This is a genomic window from Streptomyces sp. NRRL F-5135 (assembly GCF_000719775.1).
GTDB lineage: Bacteria > Actinomycetota > Actinomycetes > Streptomycetales > Streptomycetaceae > Streptomyces > Streptomyces hebeiensis.
The window spans coordinates 128071-145213 of record NZ_JOHR01000005.1; the positions used below are offsets into that span (position 1 = coordinate 128071).

Consider the following 17143-nt stretch of genomic DNA (forward strand, 5'->3'; position numbering starts at 1 on the left):
CCAGGCGCGCTGTCACGGCCGTGTGGTGAGCCTGTGCCCCGCCTGTGAGTCCTGATCAGCTTCCGTGGGCGGAACGGACCGTGGCGGACGTACCACCGCGGGCACGAGCGGGAGGCGTACGGAGAAGACGGTACGGCCGGGCACGCTGCGGACGTCGACGGTCCCTCCGTGCGCGGTCACGACGGCCTGGACGATGGCCAGCCCGAGTCCGGTGGAACCGGCGGCGCGGGAGCGGGACGCGTCGCCGCGGGCGAAGCGCTCGAAGACATGAGGAAGGAGCGCGGGAGGAATACCGGGACCGTCGTCCTGCACCTCCAGCACGACGCAAGGCAGGACGTACGGCGCCGACCGGGCACCGGACGCCGACCGGGCACCGGACGCCGGCCGGGCATGCGGGGCGGGCCGGTCGTCGGTCCCGCGGGTGCGGACCCGGGCGATGACCGTCGTACCGGGTGGGGTGTGCGTACGGGCGTTGGCGAGGAGGTTGACGAGCACCTGGTGCAGCCGTGAGGCGTCACCGTGCACCAGGGCGGCCGGCCGGTCGGGTCCCGGGAGTTCGAGGCGCCAGTGGTGGGTCTGTCCCGCGGCGTGCGCGTCGCTCACCGCGTCCACGACCAGCGGGGAGAGGTCGGTGGTCCCGTATGCGAGCGGACGCCCGGCGTCCAGCCGTGCCAGCAGCAACAGGTCCTCGACCAGGCCCGTCATGCGCTCCGCCTCGGCCTCGATGCGGCCGAGCGCGCGCCGGGTGTCGGGCCCGGTCTCCTCGCGGCCGCGGCGGGTCAGTTCGGCGTACCCGCGGATGGACGCCAGGGGCGTACGGAGTTCATGGCCGGCGTCGGCGACGAACTGGCGTACGCGCGTCTCGCTCTCCTGCCGGGCGGCGAGTGCGGAGCCGACGTGTCCGAGCATCCGGTTGAGGGCGGCGCCGACCTGCCCGACCTCGGTCCGGGGGTCGGCCTCGGCGTCCGGGACACGCTCCAGCGGGGCCACCTCGCCGCTGTGCAAGGGCAGTTCGGAGACGCGGGTGGCGGTCGTCGCGACGCGCCGTAGCGGTCGCAGTGCCACACCCACGAGCGCCCCGCCCGCGATCCCGGCGGCGACCAGTCCGGCCACGGTGACGCAGACTTCCACGATCACCAGCGTGCTGAGGTTGTTCCGCACCTCGGTGAGCGGGAGGCCGACGACGAAGGTGCCGTTGCCGCCGGTGACGTACTGGGCCCGGTAGTCGCCGAGGCCGGGCAGCGTGACCGTACGGGGCCGCTTGTCGCGGGTGACGCTGCCGAGGGCGGCGGCCTGTGCGTCGGTGAGCCGTTTCTCGGTGAGGTCCGGCGCGAAGTCGCCGGTCTCGGACCGGTCGCCGACCAGGCCCCGGACAACTTCGCCGTCCTCCGCGACCTCGGCGCCGACCGTGCCCACGGGCGTGCCCCCGCCCGTCACGATCTTCAGCGGATCCTTGGGAATCAGGCCGTCGCGCATGGCGTCCGGCAGAGCCGCCAGTCTTTCCGGCGGGGGGCCTGCCGCGCGCTTCCCGATGTCCGTCACCTGCGCGTCGAGCTGGTCGTAGAGGTAGGAGCGGAAGGCGATGGCCGTGACGGCCCCGATCACCGTGCCCACCACCGCGATCAGCGCGACGGCCGACACGACGAGGCGGGTCCGCAACGACCAGCGCCGCCGTACGCCACCGGGCCCACGGGGCGACGTCCGCGTCACCGACGCGCGTCCGCCGCCGGGTCGGCGGGCTTGATCAGGTAACCGGCACCACGCCGGGTGTGGATCATCGGGGCCCGGCCCGCGTCGATCTTCCGGCGCAGGTAGGAGATGTAGAGCTCGACGACGTTGGCCTGGCCGCCGAAGTCGTACGACCACACCCGGTCCAGTATCTGGGCCTTGCTCAGCACACGGCGCGGGTTGCGCATCAGGTAACGCAGCAGTTCGAACTCGGTCGCGGTCAGGTGGATGGACTGGCCCGCGCGGGTGACGTCATGGCTGTCCTCGTCCAGCGTCAGGTCCCCGACGACCAGCAGCGACTCGCTGCGTACGGCCGCCGCGCCCGAGCGCCGGATCAGTCCGCGCAGCCGGGCCACGACCTCCTCCAGGCTGAACGGCTTGGTGACGTAGTCGTCCCCGCCCGCCGTCAGACCGGCGATCCGGTCCTCCACGGCGTCCTTCGCCGTCAGGAAGAGGACGGGCACGTGCGGCAGTTCGCGGCGGAGCAGCCCCAGCACGGCCAGGCCGTCCATGTCGGGCAGCATCATGTCCAGCACGACCGCGTCGGGCCGGAACTCCCTGGCCCCCCGCACCGCGCCCGTGCCGTCCCCGGCGCTGCCCACCTCCCAGCCCTCGTACCGCAGGGCCATGGACAGCAGCTCGGTGAGCGAGGACTCGTCGTCGACGACGAGCACGCGGACAGGGCTCCCGTCCGGCCTGTGCATCTCGGTACGCCCGCGGGGCGAGGTGATGGTCATGCCGCTCACCTTGCTGAGGGGCTCTGAGAGGGCTCTTTCCGCTTCCTGTGAATCGCCTGAGAAAGCGGTGGGAGCCCATCGTCGGGCCACGCCCGACCGTCGGGGCACGCACGTACGGGACGAACGGCCCGGGCGGCCCGACCTGCCGGACGGCTCGGACCGGACGGCTCAGAAGAGGCCTTCCTGGACGTCCCCCGGCCTGACGTCCCGTACGGGCACCGTCATGGCCGTGACGACCGTGGCGGAGGGGCCGACGGCCGGAGTTCCCGTGACCGACATGCCTGTGGCCGATGCGCCGGTGGCCGACGTGCCCATGGCCGGCCCGCCGGGTGGCGGGGCCGTGGCCGGGACGTCGGCCGGCCGTACGGCGGCCAGTTCCCAGCCGGTCATGAGCCGGGTGTCCAGCACGACGCTCCCGCCCTCGTCCGTGGCCAGGTGCAGGTCCGGCCCGGCGGCGGCGACCAGCCGCCCGGCGACGACACCGCCGTCGACCAGCTCGGTCACCACACCGGTCACGGGCGGCGGCGCGGGTGGGCCCGCCAGACCGAACACCTCCGCGTGGTCGACCACCGCGCACTCCAGCCGTTCCAGCGCCGTCGGCCAGTCCGCCAGTGCGACGGCGCGGGCGTGCGCGCGGGCGGTCTCGGCGGCGCGTTCGGCACGTACCGGCAGCTCGGAACGTACGGCCCGCTTCCGCGCGTACGGGATACGGTCCGGCACCCCGAGCGCCGTATGCAGCAGTTCCTCCGCCCGTCGGGCGGACATCAGCGGCCCACGGCCGAGCCAGCTAAAGGCCACCGCCCCCTGCTCCAGCAGCCGCGCGGCCCCGCGATCCTCGGCGGTGATCCCCACCTTCACCAGGCCGGGCCCGAACCAGGCGAGGTAGACCCGGAACGTCCGCGGGTCGTCGGCGACGGTGTCGGCGGCCACGGAGTGCGCCCGGTCCAGCCGCGCGCACTCGGGGCACAGACCGCCGGTGCCGCGTGCGGGGACCGTGGCACCGAGGGGACAGGAATGGCCACGGGCACCGACGCAGTGACGTGCGCCGAGGACCCGGAAGCCGAGCGCCCGCCCGTACGACAGCGCGCTCTCCCGCCGCTCGGCCCGGTCCTCCCCGGCCCGCCGCCACACCAGCACGGGCGCTCCCCCCGCCCACCGCAGCCCGCCACACCGCCAGCCCATGCGGCCCGCCTTTCCCCTCACCCGCCAGGCCCTTCACCGGCCCAGTGTGGATCGTCTACGAGGACGAGTACCAGGTGGTGGCAGTCCCGACCCCGCAAGACCCGCAAGACCCATAAGACCCGTGGCGCCACGAACGGCCTCGCACCGCTCCGAACGGCCTCCCTCGCGCGGGACGTCCGCGGTTTCCCCTCCTGCTCCTACCCCTGCTCCTGCCCCTGGTCCTCGTAATCTTCGTAGGCGAAGCCCGGAGCGACCACACACGTCACCAGCACGGGCTCGTCTCCCGCCGGCTCGGCCGACTGCCAGTGTCCGCCGGGTACCAGGAACTGCGGCTGTTCCCCATGCTCGACCCCGCCTCCGATGACCACCTCGACGGCCTCCGCGTCGCTCGGTGCGGGGCCGTCCCCGCCCATCCGCATCCGCAGCGGTCCGCCGCGGTGCCACAACCACAGCTCGTCCGACCGCACCCGATGCCACCGCGATGCCTCACCGGGGTGCAGCAGGTAGTAGATCCCCGTGGCGAACGCCCTCGCACCGGGGTACCCCTCGGGAACCGCTTCGATCGGGCTTCTCCACGTTTCGCGGAACCACCCGCCCTCAACATGCGCTCGAAGTCCAAGAGACTCGACAAGCTCCGAAGTATCAGCCACGTCCCCATACTCACGCACACCGCCGCCCGCGCCCAACCCTGGCTCCTGCCGGGGGACTTCGGGTCAGCAGCCGTCGCGCGGGAGAGGTAGGTGATCAGGCCCGGCGGTTAGGGCCGGCCCGGGTCGGCCGGCCCTGTTCTACGATTTCACTGATTTCACTGTTGGCGTCATTGAGCAGGCAAGGAGTTCCCCGTGGGCGAGCCGCGGTACGTGGTGATCGCCGACGACCTCACGGGGAGGATCGCCGGGGGGCGGTGGGCCGTAGGCGAGTTGCTGCCCACCGAGCCCGAACTGGCTGCCGATTACGGTGTCTCGCGCGAGACGTTGCGGCGGGCGCTGCGCCGGCTGGAGCTGGCCGGGCTGATCTCACGGCACAAGGGCATCGGCACCCGTGTGGAACGTACGACGCCGTTCACCCAGTTCACGACGGAGCTGAGCAGCATCGACGAGCTGACCCAGTACGGCGAGGCCGCCGTACGGGACGTGCTCACCGTGGAGCCGGTGACGGTGGACGCCGCACTGGCCGCGGTCACCGGGCTGGCGGAGGGCTCCCGGCAGGTGTGCGTGACGTCCGTCCGCCGGGATCCGGAGCGCCCGGAGGGAGCCGTCTCCTGGGCGAAGGTCTATCTGCGGCCCGAGGACGCCAAGGCCATCGCCGCGGATCTGGGCGAGAACACCCGGTTGATCTCGGACCTGGTCGAGGCACGTACGGACCGGGCCGTGGAGCGCGTCGTCCAACAGGTGCGGGCCGTGCGGGTGCCGGCGGAGGCGGCGGCGCACTTGGGTGTGGAACAGGGCAGCCCTGGGCTGGAGTTCGTCCGCCGGTACTACGACGCCCGGGGAGTCCTCTTCGAGGTCGCCGTCAGCACGCACGCGGGCGACCACTTCGTCCACGAGACGATCCTCAGCCGCAGGTAGTCCGCGCTTTCCCGCTTTCGCGCTTTCGCGCTTTCGTGAACACCTCTTGACACAAGCGCACCCGTGACCTTCTCCTTGTCTAGACACAAGTCATGTCTAGACAAGGATGTGCTACGCATGAGGTCGCAGGAGCAGCTACTGGACGCCGCGTCCCCGCCCGCCGCACGCAAGCGCTGGTACCGGGGGCTCGGGGCGCAGGTGGTGGTGGCCATGGCGCTCGGCATCGTCGTCGGCCTGGTCTTCCCCGGCGTCTCGGCCGACCTGAAGATCGTCGGGGACCTGTTCCTGGCACTGGTCAAGGCCGGAGTCGCCCCTCTGGTCTTCTTCACGATCGTCATGGGGATCGCCTCGGCGGGCGACCTCAAGAAGGCGAGCCGCGTCGGGTTCCTGGCGCTGATCTACTTCGAGGTCGTCTCCACGCTCGCGCTGCTCCTCGGCCTGCTGGCCGCCAACCTGTTCGGGGTGGGCAAGGGCGTCGAGCTCGCACCGGACGCCGCCTCGTCGGCGCAGGCGCCGAAGGCCGAGGGCGGCGAGCACGGCTTCACCGCCTTCCTCAAGGACATCGTCCCGGACAACTTCATCGGGGCCTTCTCCTCCGGGCAGCTGCTCCAGGTCGTCGTCCTGGCCGTCCTGTTCGGCGTCGGCCTGCTCGGTCTCAAGCCGTACATGCGGGACAAGGTCAACGCGGGCCTGGAGGTCGTCTCGGAGACGTTCTTCGGCTTCGTCAACGTCGTCATGAAGCTCGCCCCCATCGGCACCTTCGGCGCCGTCGCCTACTCGGTGGGCACCAACGGCAGCGACATGCTCCTGGCCCTGACCGAACTCGTCCTCGAGTACTGGCTGGTCATCGGCGTCTTCGTCTTCGGCGTCCTGGGGCTGGTCTGTCTGCTGGCGGGCTTCAACATCCTCCGCATCCTGGACATCGCGCCCGTGCTGGGCAGGCAGCGGGCCCACGAGGTCGTCTACGAGGCCTGCCGCGCCGCCATCGAGACCGGCACCAGCCTGGAGACCCAGCTCCTCGACCACGCGGACCTGGTGGACCGGCTCGGCGCCGACCGCATCGGCCAACTCTGCGACCCGGCCCGCTACCTCGGCAGCGCCGCCACCATGACCCGCATGGTGATCAACTCCCCTGCCCGCGAACTGGCGATTCCCGCCGCTGAGCGGCCGCGGTGCCGCGGACCCGGGCCCCGCGGCACCGGGCCGAGTGGCGAGGACGGTACGGCGGCCTGATGCTGAAAAGTGGTAACCGTCCCCGTACACGCAGGGGAGCGAATGATGGCCGGTTATGTAGAGCTCGCGTACGACTACCCGGTGCTCGGTGTCTTCCTCAGCGTCCTCTGGTTCTTCCTGTGGGTGCTGTGGCTGGTGGTGCTGTTCCGGGTGATAATCGACATTTTCCGGGACCGGAAGCTCAGCGGCTGGGTCAAGGCCGGATGGCTGCTGTTCGTCCTGATCGTGCCGTTCCTGGGCGTCCTCGTCTACGTGATCGCCAGGGGCCGCGGAATGGGCGAACGCGAGGTCAAGCACGTACAGGAGCAGCAGCAGGCCTTCGAAACCTACGTCCGCGACACCGCGCGAGGGCCGAAGTCGAGCGCGGACGAACTGACCACGCTGTCCGAACTCAGGTCCAAGGGCGTGCTCTCGGACGCCGAGTTCGCGCGGGCCAAGGAAAAGGTCCTGCACTGAGCCGCGCGACGACGGAGCCGGCCGGGCGGCCGACGTCTGCCGGGCCGGGCGACCGGGCACCAGCGCCCGCCACGGTCACGGCATCTTCCACAGCCGTGCGGTGCCGCCGTACGTCATCGTGGCCAAGAACTTGCCGTCCGGCCTGAAGACAACGTCTTTCACGTTGTCCACGTTCTCCTGGTTACCGATCAGGACGGCGCGTTGTTCGCGGTCGGCCATGTCCCACAGCCTCACCTCCGGGCCCATGACAACAGCGAGTGTCCTGCCGTCCGGGCTGAACGCCACCGTGCGGAGCTGGGTATCGGCCTCGTCGACGAGAGCGTCTTCCTCACGGCCCCGGGCCACGTTCACCAGCGTCACCATGTACTCCTCGTCCGTGGTGGCCAGCGTCTTGCCGTCCGGGCTGAACGCCATGCCCCAGATCTTCTTGGAGTTGTGGAGAGTGTCGCGCACTGTGCGGCCGGCCACGTCCCACAACCGCACCGAGTAACTCTCGCTGGGAACGGGAGGGAAGGAGTTGTACCCCGCGGAGGCCAACGTCCGGCCGTCCGGGCTGAACGCCACATGGTCGATCGACGCCTCGCCGTCGAGAACGGCGACTTCTTCCATCCGCTCCTTCCCGCTGTCGGCGTCCCACAGCCGTATCCCGTCGCCGCCTCCGGCGGCGAGCAGCTTGCCGTCCGGGCTGAACGCCACACTGTCGATGGTCCTGGCGCGGTCGGCATGGCCCAGGCCGACCTGCCGTCGCTCGGCCACGTTCCACAGGCCCACCACGCCGCGGTCCGTACCGACGGCGAGCGACTTGCCGTCGGGGCTGAAGGCGAGAGAGGGGATCCCGAGCACGGGCTTGCCGGATTTGTCGCGCTGACTGAGGGTGGCGCGCAGCGTGCGGTCGGCCGCGTCCCGGAGTTCCACCCTGCCGCCCCCGCCTGCGGCGGTGATTTTGCCGTCCGGGCTGAACGCCACCGCCACGTCGCTACCTGACCCGCGAAAGTCGGCGACAGTGGCCGTCGACTCGATCACGGACGGCGTATCACTGTCGTCCGAGTGCCCGGGAAGAAAGACGACAACCAGCATGACGACGAGGGCGAGGACCCCGACTCCGCCCAGCAGTGCGGGCAGTGACGGAACGGGTGTGGCGAGGAGGTCCGGACTCGGAGGATACGGCTGCTGCGCGTCGGAGCCCACCGGAGCCGTATCCCCCGGGGCGACGCCCTCTCCGTGCTCCCGCCGTGTCGCAGGCGATGCCGGTGTGGTCTCGGCGTCGTGAAGCCCCGGTGCCGGGCTGACGGCTGCCGTGTTCCCAGGCGTCGGGCTGACAGGCGCCGGGCTGACAACGGTCCTGGTCCTCGGCGGGGAGAGGACCGTGTGACCTGGGCCGTCCGCGTTCCCCGTCGTGACGGGCGAGCGGCAGAGCTGGATGACCTCGGCGGGGGTGGGCCGCCGCCGCGGATCCTTCTCCAGGCAGCGGGCGGCGACGGTCCGCACGGGTTCGGGGCAGTCGTCGAGGTCGGGGGCCTGCTCCAGGATGCGGTAGGTCATGCTGTGGTGGCTGCCGGCACCGAAGGCGGGCCTTCCGGCGACGGCGAAGCAGGCGACGACTCCGAGGGCGAAGACGTCGACGGCCTCGGTGACGGTCTGCCCCCTGATGTATTCGGGCGCCATGTACGCGGGCGTCCCCGTGAGCATCCCGGTGCCGGTCACCGACGTGACGTCCGCGGCCCGGGCGATGCCGAAGTCGATGACCTTCGGCCCCTCGGCGGTGAGGATGATGTTGGAGGGTTTCAGGTCACGGTGGATCACGTCGGCGGCGTGGATGGACTGCAGCGCTTCGGCCACCCGGGCGATCAGCCCGACCGCCGCGTCGACCGGCAACGGCCCGTACTCGGCCACCGCGTCCTGCAAGGACGGCCCGGGGACATAGGCCGTGGCCAGCCAGGGCTCGTCGGCCCGCAGGTCCGCGTCGACCACCGGCACGGTGTAGAGGCCCTGGACCCGCCGGGCCGCGGCCACCTCGTGCTCGAAACGCGTACGGAAAGCCCGGTCACCCGCGTATTCACGGTGAACGACCTTGACCGCCACCGCGCTGCCGGCCGGCGTACGCCCCAGGTAGACGCGCCCCATCCCGCCCGCGCCCAGGAGCGCCTCCAGCCGGTACGGACCGGCCTCGGTGGGATCGACGGGCCCGAGTGGGCGATGCGAGGGAGGGGTCGTCGGCCACCCCGGGCCCGGCCACCCCGGTTCCGGCCGCCCCGGCCGTTCCTCTCCGGCGGGCGGAACCGAGGGCGGAACATGGTCCGGTTGGGACATGCCGACTGCCACCCCTCGCTGGTCCGCCACCCACGCCGCGTCCTTCACCGTCTCACGCGGCGGTGGCCCGCAGCGGTTCCCCGCCATGCCCGGCTGTCCCGTCCAGACCGGCGGCACCCCGAGCGAGCGACAGCGTAGGCGAACCCGCGGCGCCCGAACAGACCCGCGCGGGGACGCCGGGCGACGCGCCTCGACTCCGCCCGCCCCTCCGTTCAGCGGAAGAGCCGGGAGCCAAGCGGGAGTTGCCGGTCGAATCCGGGAAGTATCAGGAAGGACGCACTGGCGGTGGTGGTCGTGTACCGCAGCAGGGCGTCGGAATTGTCCATACGGGTGAGCGTGTTGGTGAAGGTCCGCATGTCGTTCTGAAAGCTGATGAAGAGCAGGCCGGGGGAGGGTCCGTCCGTGCTGTAGGAGCGACGGAGCATGAGGCCGACGCCGACCGCGGTGGCGTGCGCTCTGCGGGCGTGGGCGTCCGCCGGGACGAGGTAGCGGCCGTCCGGCGTTTTGGCGCCGAGGTCCGGCCCCGCGGCGACGGGGCCGCCGGAGAGGGGCGCACCAGTGGCTCGGCGCCGGCCGAAGACCGCCTCCTGTTCGCCGACGGACAGTTGGGCGAACCCCGGCAGGTCGAGTTCCATGCGTCGCAGAACGGCAAGGGTGCCGCCGGCGACGGGAGCCGGTCCGGACAGCCACAGGTGGCGTTCTTGTTCGGCCCTGGTATGGGGGCCCACTATGCCGTCGATGAAGCCGAAGAGGTTTCGTGGCACGGCAAGGCCCTTGTCCACCGGCACGTTCGCACCACGGAATCCGGACTGCCGCCAGCGTTCGCGTATCCGGTCACCGGCCTGCTCCAGAAGCGCGGCAGCCACGACCGGTACCAGCAAGGCGTCGTCGGCGCAGATCTGTATCAGCAGGTCGCCGCCGCGTGCCCGCGGGGCTATCTCCTCGCGGGAGAACCGTGGCAGGTCCTTCGCGCCGGGCAGGGCGGGATCGACCCCGCGCACCAGCCGGGGGCCCACCCCGATCGTCACGGTGAGATCGCCCGGCGGCAGGCCCATCAGCCGCGCGTCGGTCCCCGTGGTGAGTGTGCCGATGGCCTCGCCGAGTTCGGCCAGCAACGGACGGGCGGACCCCGGATCGGCCAGGTCGGCCACCACGGCCAGCAGGTTCCGCTGGGCCGGTCGCGGAAGCGTGATGCCCGCCTGGTAACGGCCCGTCGGTGCCACCGGCGGGGTCGGCGCGGGGCCCTCGGACCGGTCCGGCCGGGCGGAATGTGATTGACACCCGGCGGAGAGGCCGACGGCGGTCACTGTGCCGGTGGCACCGAGGAACGCGCGACGTGACGGGTGGGAGTCGGCTTGGCGCACAGAGTGAACTGTGCCATATCCCTTCCGGCGCCTGCGAGTCCGTCGGCGTCCGTGCCAGGATGAGGCCCATGCCTCGTCTCCGTCTTCGCCTGATCGCCGCGTTACTCGGTACGTTGGCGCCCGTACTGGTCGGCTGCGGCGCCGGCGACGACGGCTCGGACGACGGATCGAACGACGGCCGACGACCGTCCGGTTCGCGCGTGACGATCAAGGTGCCGGCCGACGCCCCGACGATCTCGGCCGCGGTGTCCCTGGCCCGCCCCGGCGATCTCGTGCTGGTCGCGCCGGGCACGTACCACGAGTCGGTGAAGATATCCACGGCTCGCGTCACCCTTCGCGGCGAGTCTCGCGACAAGGTCGTCATCGACGGGCGACTGCGGCAGCCGAACGGCATCGTCGTCACCGCTCCCGGTGTGGCCGTGGAGAACCTGACCGTGGAGAACAACACACAGAACGGGGTCCTGGTCACCGGTTCGGCGAAGGCGGCCGCCGGATTACCGGGGCAGTCCGGCGGCTACGACACCGGCGACGAGCCCGTCACCTTCCTGAAGTCGTTCCTGGTCTCCCACGTGACCGCGACCCGCAACGGGCTGTACGGCATCTACGCGTTCTCCGCGCAGAACGGTGTCATCGAGCACTCGTACGCGTCGGGCTCGGCCGACTCGGGGATCTATGTCGGACAGTGCCGGCCCTGTCGCATCGCGGTGCGGGACAACATCGCCGAACTCAACGCGGTCGGTTACGAAGGCACCAATGCCAGTGGCGACATGTACGTGGTCGGCAACCGCCTGGTCGGTAACCGGGTCGGACTCACCACCAACTCCGACCACCAGGAGAAGCTGCTCCCGCAGCGGGATGCCGTCATCGCGGGCAACCTGATCGCGGCCAACCAGCAGGCGGCCACCCCCGAGCAGGCCGACGGCGGCTGGGGGATCGGCGTCGGCGTCGACGGCGGCACCGACAACAAGTTCGTCCGCAACCGAATCGCCGACAACAGCAACGCCGGGCTGGTGATCACCGCGACCGCCGACATTCCGCCGGACGGCAATCAGATCCTGGACAACACCTTCGCCGCCAACGGCGTCGACGTCGGCTGGACGTTCCCCACCGCCACGAAGGGACGGGGCAACTGCCTGCGCGGCAACGATCTTCGGGCGACGGTGCCCGACCGGCTCGCGACAACCGCGTCCTGCCCGCGTCCCGCCCGGTCGCCCTCGCCTTCCGGCACCTGGGCGAAGCCGACGGCACCCGGGGGTATCCCGTTCACCGAGGTGGCGGCGCCCAAGCGGCAGCCGCAGTTCCCGAACGCCACGACCACGGGCGCCACCGCTGTTCCGGCCGTTCCGGCGCTCCCGGACACGGCGGACATTCCGCTGCCGTCGATGTCACTGCTCGTCGCGGAAGCGCGGGTGCGTACGTCCTGAGCGGCGGCTACCGCGTCGGGGTGACTCCGGGTACCGGCCGGACCGGAACGTACTTCTGGGTGTCGAAATCGATGACCACCGGCTGCGATGCGGAGGCCACGCCGACGCGAACCCGGTACATGGTTCCGTCCGAGCCGATCCAGTAGCGCACGGCACCCGCCGTACCGGACGTGGCACCGGCGCTCGGCCCGGTCATGATGTCCACCTGGCGTCCGTCCAACCGCTCCTGTCCCACCCAGGCGGCACCGTTCTGCGGCAGCAGTTGGGCATTGTCCGGCCGGTCGCTGCCGAGTTTCAGCGCGATGGCCAGAGAACTGTCCAGTGAACTGCCGTACTTCTGCAGCGGACGGCTGTACCAGCCCGACCCCGGGGGCTGTGCCGGTGCCTTTGCCGGGGCGTTCGCCATCGGATGGACGAACACGGTGGTGGCCGTCCATTCGATCAGCCCGTCGCCGGACGCATCGCGCCCGGTGCCGTGCAGCACGCCGTACCCGACGTGGCCGCGGTAGTCGATGGATCCGGTGATGACCAGCCCACCGGCGGTGCCCGGCACGTTGATCGTCACGGCGCGGCCGCCCGCCTGGTAGTTGCGGAACCGCGCGACCGCCAGGCGGTTCGCCTGATCCGGGGTCAATTCCCTTGGTCCGGTGGGGTCGGAGTCGCCGCTCGCGACCAGGAACGTGGCCACCGCGACAGCCACAGCGCCGATGACGGCTGCCACCCAGCGTGGCCGCAGCCATCGACGCCGGCGGGCCGCGCCCCGTGGGAGACTTTGCTTGATTCCCGTACGCCACACGGGACGCATGGCTAACTTGTTCCGCTCGCTCATTCCCCGCTCCCCCCGACCTTTCCCGATCTTGGCGGCCACCCGGTACAGTACCGTCGCTGGTCAAGCGATTCAGGACGACTATTCAGATTCTTGTGCTGTTTCCGTGTGGGGAAGCGAGGACGAGTGCAACTGGCCTGGGAATGGCACTCCCGAGTCCCTGAATTCGCCGCATCCGCCGAGACGACCAAAAATGACCGGGCTCACCGAAACAGCGGTGGGCCCTTTTCATGACCGACGTGTCACCCGGGGCCGTGAAGCGGATGTACGGCTGGAAGCGGGTGCTCGGTTCACATGACGAGGGGAGTGTGATGGCTGTGCGAAGAGTACGTGGAAGATTATCCCGGACAGCCGGAAAGCGTACGGGTCCGCTGGCGCGAGCGGGCCTGTGCGTTTTCTTGCTGTTGGGCAGCGCCATGGGCGCGACGGCCGGGACGGCCACCGCCGCGGCCGGCGACGGAACCCTGACAGTTGAGGTGCTGCGGGATTTCTTCGGCACCGGCGTGATCAACGCGGCCATGGATGTTCCCCAGCGGGGCATGAAGGTCGAGGTGTCGGACCCTGCCGGCCATCGGGTCACCGGCACCACGGATGCCACCGGAAAGGTGGTGATATCACAGTCGACCACATTGACCGGTGGCCAGTACCGCGTCGACGTCACCATCCCGGCTCCGTACAACAGGTATCTGCGGGCGGCGCCGGCCTCGACGGCGGAAAACCACTTCGACAGCTTCACGACGTTCGTGGACGTGTCCGACGGCAAGGACGACGCGGTCATTACCGGTGTCTGGAACCCGGCGGACTACGCACTTCCGGACTCACGGTACTTCGTACCGATCCAGAACACCGCCGACGCGCAGGACAAGCGGGCACTGGTGGCGTTCGGGACGGACAAACGAGGTACGTGTCCTGACCAGACCGCGTGCCCGACCACGCTCAACACGCAGGACCAGGTGGGCACGACGTTCGCGTTGGCCTACGACAAGTACCGGCAGCGGCTGTTCCAGGGCGCGTTCGCCCGGCGGTACACCCCGTACGGGCCGGGCGGCGGTGACGCGATCTACACCACGCCGGCCGACGGCGGGAGCGCGCCGACCCTGTTCGCGAAGGTGCCGGGCGCCGCGGTGACGCCGCACGACGCCACCAACATGAACAAGGACGCCGGGTTCACCGATGCGCCGGGGAAGGAGAGCGTCGGCGGCCTGGCCCTGTCGGAGGACGGCTCCACGCTGTACGCGGTGAACCTGCGGACCCGGTCCCTGGTCAGCTTCGACGCGACCGGGACCACCGCGTCCGCGCCCGAGGCGACGGTACGCATCCCGGACCCGGGCTGCGCGAGCCCCGGCGACTGGCGGCCGTTCGGCCTTCAGGCCTACAACAACACGCTGTACGTCGGCGGAGTGTGCAGCGCGGAGAGCACACAGCAGCGCGAAGACCTGAAGGCCGTCGTCTACACCTACGACGGCGAGCGGTTCACCACGGTGCTGGACCACCCGCTCACCGCCAAGCGCGGCTCCGTCTTCGGTTCCAACGACGTCGACCGGACCACCCACTGGAACCCGTGGAACACCTCCCTGGACACGTGGGACGAACGGAAGGTGGGCAACGTCTTCATCGATCCGCAGCCGGCGCTCGCCTCTCTCGCCTTCACCCGCGACGGTTCGATGATCCTCGGTTTCCGCGACAGGTTCATGGACGTCGTGAGCTGGGGCGGACTGGACCCGAGGCCGGGCGACGACACACCGGAGAACGGCATGGCCGGCGGTGACATCACCATGGTCTGTGCCTCTCCCACCGGTGCGTACGAGTGGGAAGGCACCGGGAGTTGCCCGAACCACGCCACCCCCGCCACCGATGGCGGCCAGGACGCGGGCGTCGTCGAGTACTTCCCGGGCGACTTCTTCGGCGGCGGAGTTCACGCGGAGACCGCGCTGGGGTCGGTGGCCTACATCCCGCAGCAGCAGTGGGTCATCAGCACGGAATTCGACCCGACCGTCAACGTCGCGACCTCCGGGACCGGTTACTACGACGTCACGACCGGTCAGGGCCCGGGCAACGCTCCGGCCACCAACGCGTACCAGTTCGTCAGTCAGGCACAGAGCGGGTTCGGCAAGGCCGGCGGGCTCGGTGACGTCGCGTACGCGGCGGCGAACGCGCCGATCCAGATCGGCAACCGGGTGTGGTTCGACGGCGACCACAATGGGATCCAGGACCCCGAGGGCCCCGACGAAGTACCGCTGCCGGACGCGACGATCAACCTGCTGGACGCCGACGGCAAGCAGGTCGCCACGACCACGACCGATGCCGCCGGCGAGTACTACTTCGGTGGCGTCGGCGCCGCCTACGAGCTCAGGCCCGGCGCCAAATACACGGTGCAGTTCGACGTGTGTACCGCGGACACCAGCGAGGTGCCGACCCAGCCGCCGGCCACCGAGCTGCGGTTCACGCTCCCGCGGGCCGGTGACAACCGGGCACATGACTCCAATGTGACCCCGCCGACAACCGGGGAGTTGTGCGACGGACAGGCGCCTGTCACGGCACCGGACAAGCCGGGCGAGGTTGATCATACGATCGACGCCGGCGTGTACATCCCCAAGGAGACGCCGGCTCCCACGCCGACGCCCACGCCGACCCCCACGCCCACTCCGCCGCCGTCCCCGGTGCCGCCGACCCATGAGCCGCCCGCCTCCGTGCCGCCCAACAAGCCGGCCCCCCAGACCGGCGGAGGCTCAGGCTCGCTGGCCAACACGGGTACGTCCGGGCTGCTGAAGATCATCTCCCTCAGCGCCCTGCTGCTCGGCACGGGCGCGGCGTTCGCGTTCGTGACCCGGAAGCGACGCCAGGCAGCACTGAGACAGCACTGACAGACGGATGGTCTGCCCGCCCGCGACACACCAGTGGCGCGGGCGGGCAGACCACACCTGCCGGCTCGTGTCCGATGACCGGTCAATCAGCATCGCGGGCATTGATCGTTCCTCAGCTTCACCCGCCAAGGTTGCCCGAAACCGGTACCACTTAACGTGCTGTCGTCTGGACCGACCGTAATCGTTCTCGGCTGGGTCACGGTGCGACTGCGCGAACGAGGAGCGTTCCGATGTGACCAGGGCGCGGGGCATTGAGTACCTGGGCGTCGGCCGTGAGGAACCCGGCCCGGGTCAGCAGGCGCTCCCACACCGCCGGACGGTAGCTGTAGCGGTAGGTGAACATCGCCTTGCCCGCGAAGCCGCCCTTGTACATGCCCTGGGGCCCGTAAGCGCCGGGGATGGCCGGGGGCTGGGAGAAGACGAAGACGCCGCCGGAGTTGAGCCGCTGACGGACAAGGGGAAAGAGGCGGCTCGGGTCGGTGAACCAGGCGGCTCCGAAGATCGAGTAGACGGCGTCATACGCGTCCTCGTGCTCACACAGGTGTTCCAGGACCTCGGAGCACACGAACTCCGCGCCGGTGCTGGCCCACTTCGTGGTGATCTTCTTGACCATGACGGGAGACAGGTCCACGCCCCGAGCCGTGATGCCGTGCTGAGCGAGGTGGGCGAGGGCGCGGCCGGTGCCGCAGCCGATCTCCAGGACGGAGCGTGGGTTGCCGAGTAGTTCTGGGCCGGGTCCGTGACCGGCGTACTGGGTCCAGCAGAAGCTCGGCTCCGCGTCGTCCTTGAAGGCGGACTCGGCGAAGGTGTCCCACAGCTCGGTCTCGGCGGCGATGTCGTGTTGTGCGGGCAAGGCGATTCCTCTTCGAAAGGGCTGGCCCCTGTCCTTCGGGGGACCGAGGACAGGGGCCAGGGTAGGACCGTTCAGTGGCTGTCGGGGACCTTGTTGTCGCACGGCGAGCAGTCCGTGCCGTCGATCGCCCACAGCTCCTCGTCGACGTCGAAGCCGATGGACTTCAGGAAGTCCGCCGTGCGCAGGCACAGGCCGTCGCGGCGGCGCTCGATGAACGGGGCGTGGTGCTTGTAGCGGCCCTCGTTGTACGCATCGCACAGCGCCCACCACACGGGCGTGTCGAGGATGAGCTGGTGGACGCCGATGTCGACGAGCTTGCCGACGCCCAGGTGGACCTCCGGGTGCTCCATGCAGCCGATGGTGTACATGACGGCGTTGCCAAGGAGGCGTTCTGCCATGTCGCGGACCATCGTGTGATCACGCAGCAGCAGGGCGACCTCGCGGTCCCAGAGGGTCATGCCGCTGTCCAGGATGTTGACGGTCAGGTGCCTGATGTGCGGCTCAACGCCGTTGAGCAGCTCCTTCGGATCCCTGGTGCGGGTGCTGGAAGGGCTGTCGAGCATGACGGTCATGGACGTTCCCTTTCTGGGAGGTCTTG

At 70.4% G+C, this 17143-nt stretch carries 14 protein-coding genes; 5 read left to right on the top strand and 9 right to left on the bottom strand.

Annotation, left to right across the window (positions count from 1 at the left end; genetic code table 11):
• Positions 1-12 precede the first annotated feature (12 nt).
• The 4 genes from IG02_RS0109330 to IG02_RS0109345 all read right to left on the bottom strand — a co-directional run bounded on the left by IG02_RS0109330 (position 13) and on the right by IG02_RS0109345 (position 4315).
• A complete protein-coding gene (locus IG02_RS0109330) occupies positions 13-1710 on the bottom strand; it encodes a sensor histidine kinase (RefSeq protein WP_199813984.1) in 1698 nt (565 codons plus the stop codon).
• Positions 1707-2465, bottom strand: coding sequence for a response regulator transcription factor (locus IG02_RS0109335; RefSeq protein WP_030744109.1), 759 nt, complete (start codon positions 2463-2465; stop codon positions 1707-1709). The genes IG02_RS0109330 and IG02_RS0109335 overlap by 4 nt, the downstream gene beginning before the upstream one ends.
• 168 nt (positions 2466-2633) lie before the next feature.
• The gene (locus IG02_RS0109340; RefSeq protein WP_030744111.1) at positions 2634-3647 is read right to left on the bottom strand and encodes a DUF2797 domain-containing protein; all 1014 of its coding nucleotides are present in this window, start codon (positions 3645-3647) and stop codon (positions 2634-2636) included.
• Between the two features lie 197 nt (positions 3648-3844).
• Positions 3845-4315, bottom strand: coding sequence for a cupin domain-containing protein (locus IG02_RS0109345; RefSeq protein ID WP_051764736.1), 471 nt, complete (start codon positions 4313-4315; stop codon positions 3845-3847).
• Positions 4316-4489: 174 nt separating this feature from the next.
• Here IG02_RS0109345 and IG02_RS0109350 point away from each other — a divergent pair, with 174 nt between their 5' ends.
• The 3 genes from IG02_RS0109350 (at position 4490) to IG02_RS0109360 (ending at position 6904) form a co-directional block, all read left to right on the top strand.
• Positions 4490-5215, top strand: coding sequence for a GntR family transcriptional regulator (locus IG02_RS0109350; protein WP_030744114.1), 726 nt, complete (start codon positions 4490-4492; stop codon positions 5213-5215).
• A 117-nt stretch (positions 5216-5332) separates the two neighbouring features.
• A complete protein-coding gene (locus tag IG02_RS0109355) occupies positions 5333-6448 on the top strand; it encodes a cation:dicarboxylate symporter family transporter (protein ID WP_078854326.1) in 1116 nt (371 codons plus the stop codon).
• A gap of 45 nt (positions 6449-6493) precedes the next feature.
• A complete protein-coding gene (locus IG02_RS0109360) occupies positions 6494-6904 on the top strand; it encodes an SHOCT domain-containing protein (protein ID WP_030744117.1) in 411 nt (136 codons plus the stop codon).
• Positions 6905-6979: 75 nt separating this feature from the next.
• Here the strand turns inward: IG02_RS0109360 and IG02_RS0109365 are convergent, their stop codons facing one another.
• Together IG02_RS0109365 and IG02_RS0109370 are read right to left on the bottom strand one after the other, a co-directional pair.
• Entirely contained in the window at positions 6980-9214 is a 2235-nt protein-coding gene (locus IG02_RS0109365; protein WP_030744119.1) for a WD40 repeat domain-containing serine/threonine protein kinase, read from the bottom strand.
• Positions 9215-9426: 212 nt separating this feature from the next.
• Entirely contained in the window at positions 9427-10578 is a 1152-nt protein-coding gene (locus tag IG02_RS0109370; protein WP_030744121.1) for a Dyp-type peroxidase, read from the bottom strand.
• Positions 10579-10646: 68 nt separating this feature from the next.
• Here IG02_RS0109370 and IG02_RS0109375 point away from each other — a divergent pair, with 68 nt between their 5' ends.
• Positions 10647-12002: a right-handed parallel beta-helix repeat-containing protein gene (locus IG02_RS0109375; RefSeq protein WP_030744124.1), complete on the top strand. Its 1356-nt coding sequence runs from the start codon at positions 10647-10649 to the stop codon at positions 12000-12002.
• Between the two features lie 7 nt (positions 12003-12009).
• On the opposite strand, the gene IG02_RS0109380 is transcribed toward IG02_RS0109375, so the two are convergent.
• Positions 12010-12690: a hypothetical protein gene (locus IG02_RS0109380; protein WP_030744126.1), complete on the bottom strand. Its 681-nt coding sequence runs from the start codon at positions 12688-12690 to the stop codon at positions 12010-12012.
• A 554-nt stretch (positions 12691-13244) separates the two neighbouring features.
• On the opposite strand from IG02_RS0109380, the gene IG02_RS0109385 reads away from it, so the two are divergent.
• Positions 13245-15692 (top strand): SdrD B-like domain-containing protein, encoded by a 2448-nt coding sequence (locus IG02_RS0109385; RefSeq protein ID WP_030744127.1) that lies wholly within the window; start codon positions 13245-13247, stop codon positions 15690-15692.
• A 196-nt stretch (positions 15693-15888) separates the two neighbouring features.
• Here the strand turns inward: IG02_RS0109385 and IG02_RS0109390 are convergent, their stop codons facing one another.
• Entirely contained in the window at positions 15889-16545 is a 657-nt protein-coding gene (locus IG02_RS0109390; protein WP_030744130.1) for a class I SAM-dependent methyltransferase, read from the bottom strand.
• A 71-nt stretch (positions 16546-16616) separates the two neighbouring features.
• Positions 16617-17117: a hypothetical protein gene (locus IG02_RS0109395; RefSeq protein ID WP_030744133.1), complete on the bottom strand. Its 501-nt coding sequence runs from the start codon at positions 17115-17117 to the stop codon at positions 16617-16619.
• Between the last annotated feature and the right edge of the window lie 26 nt (positions 17118-17143).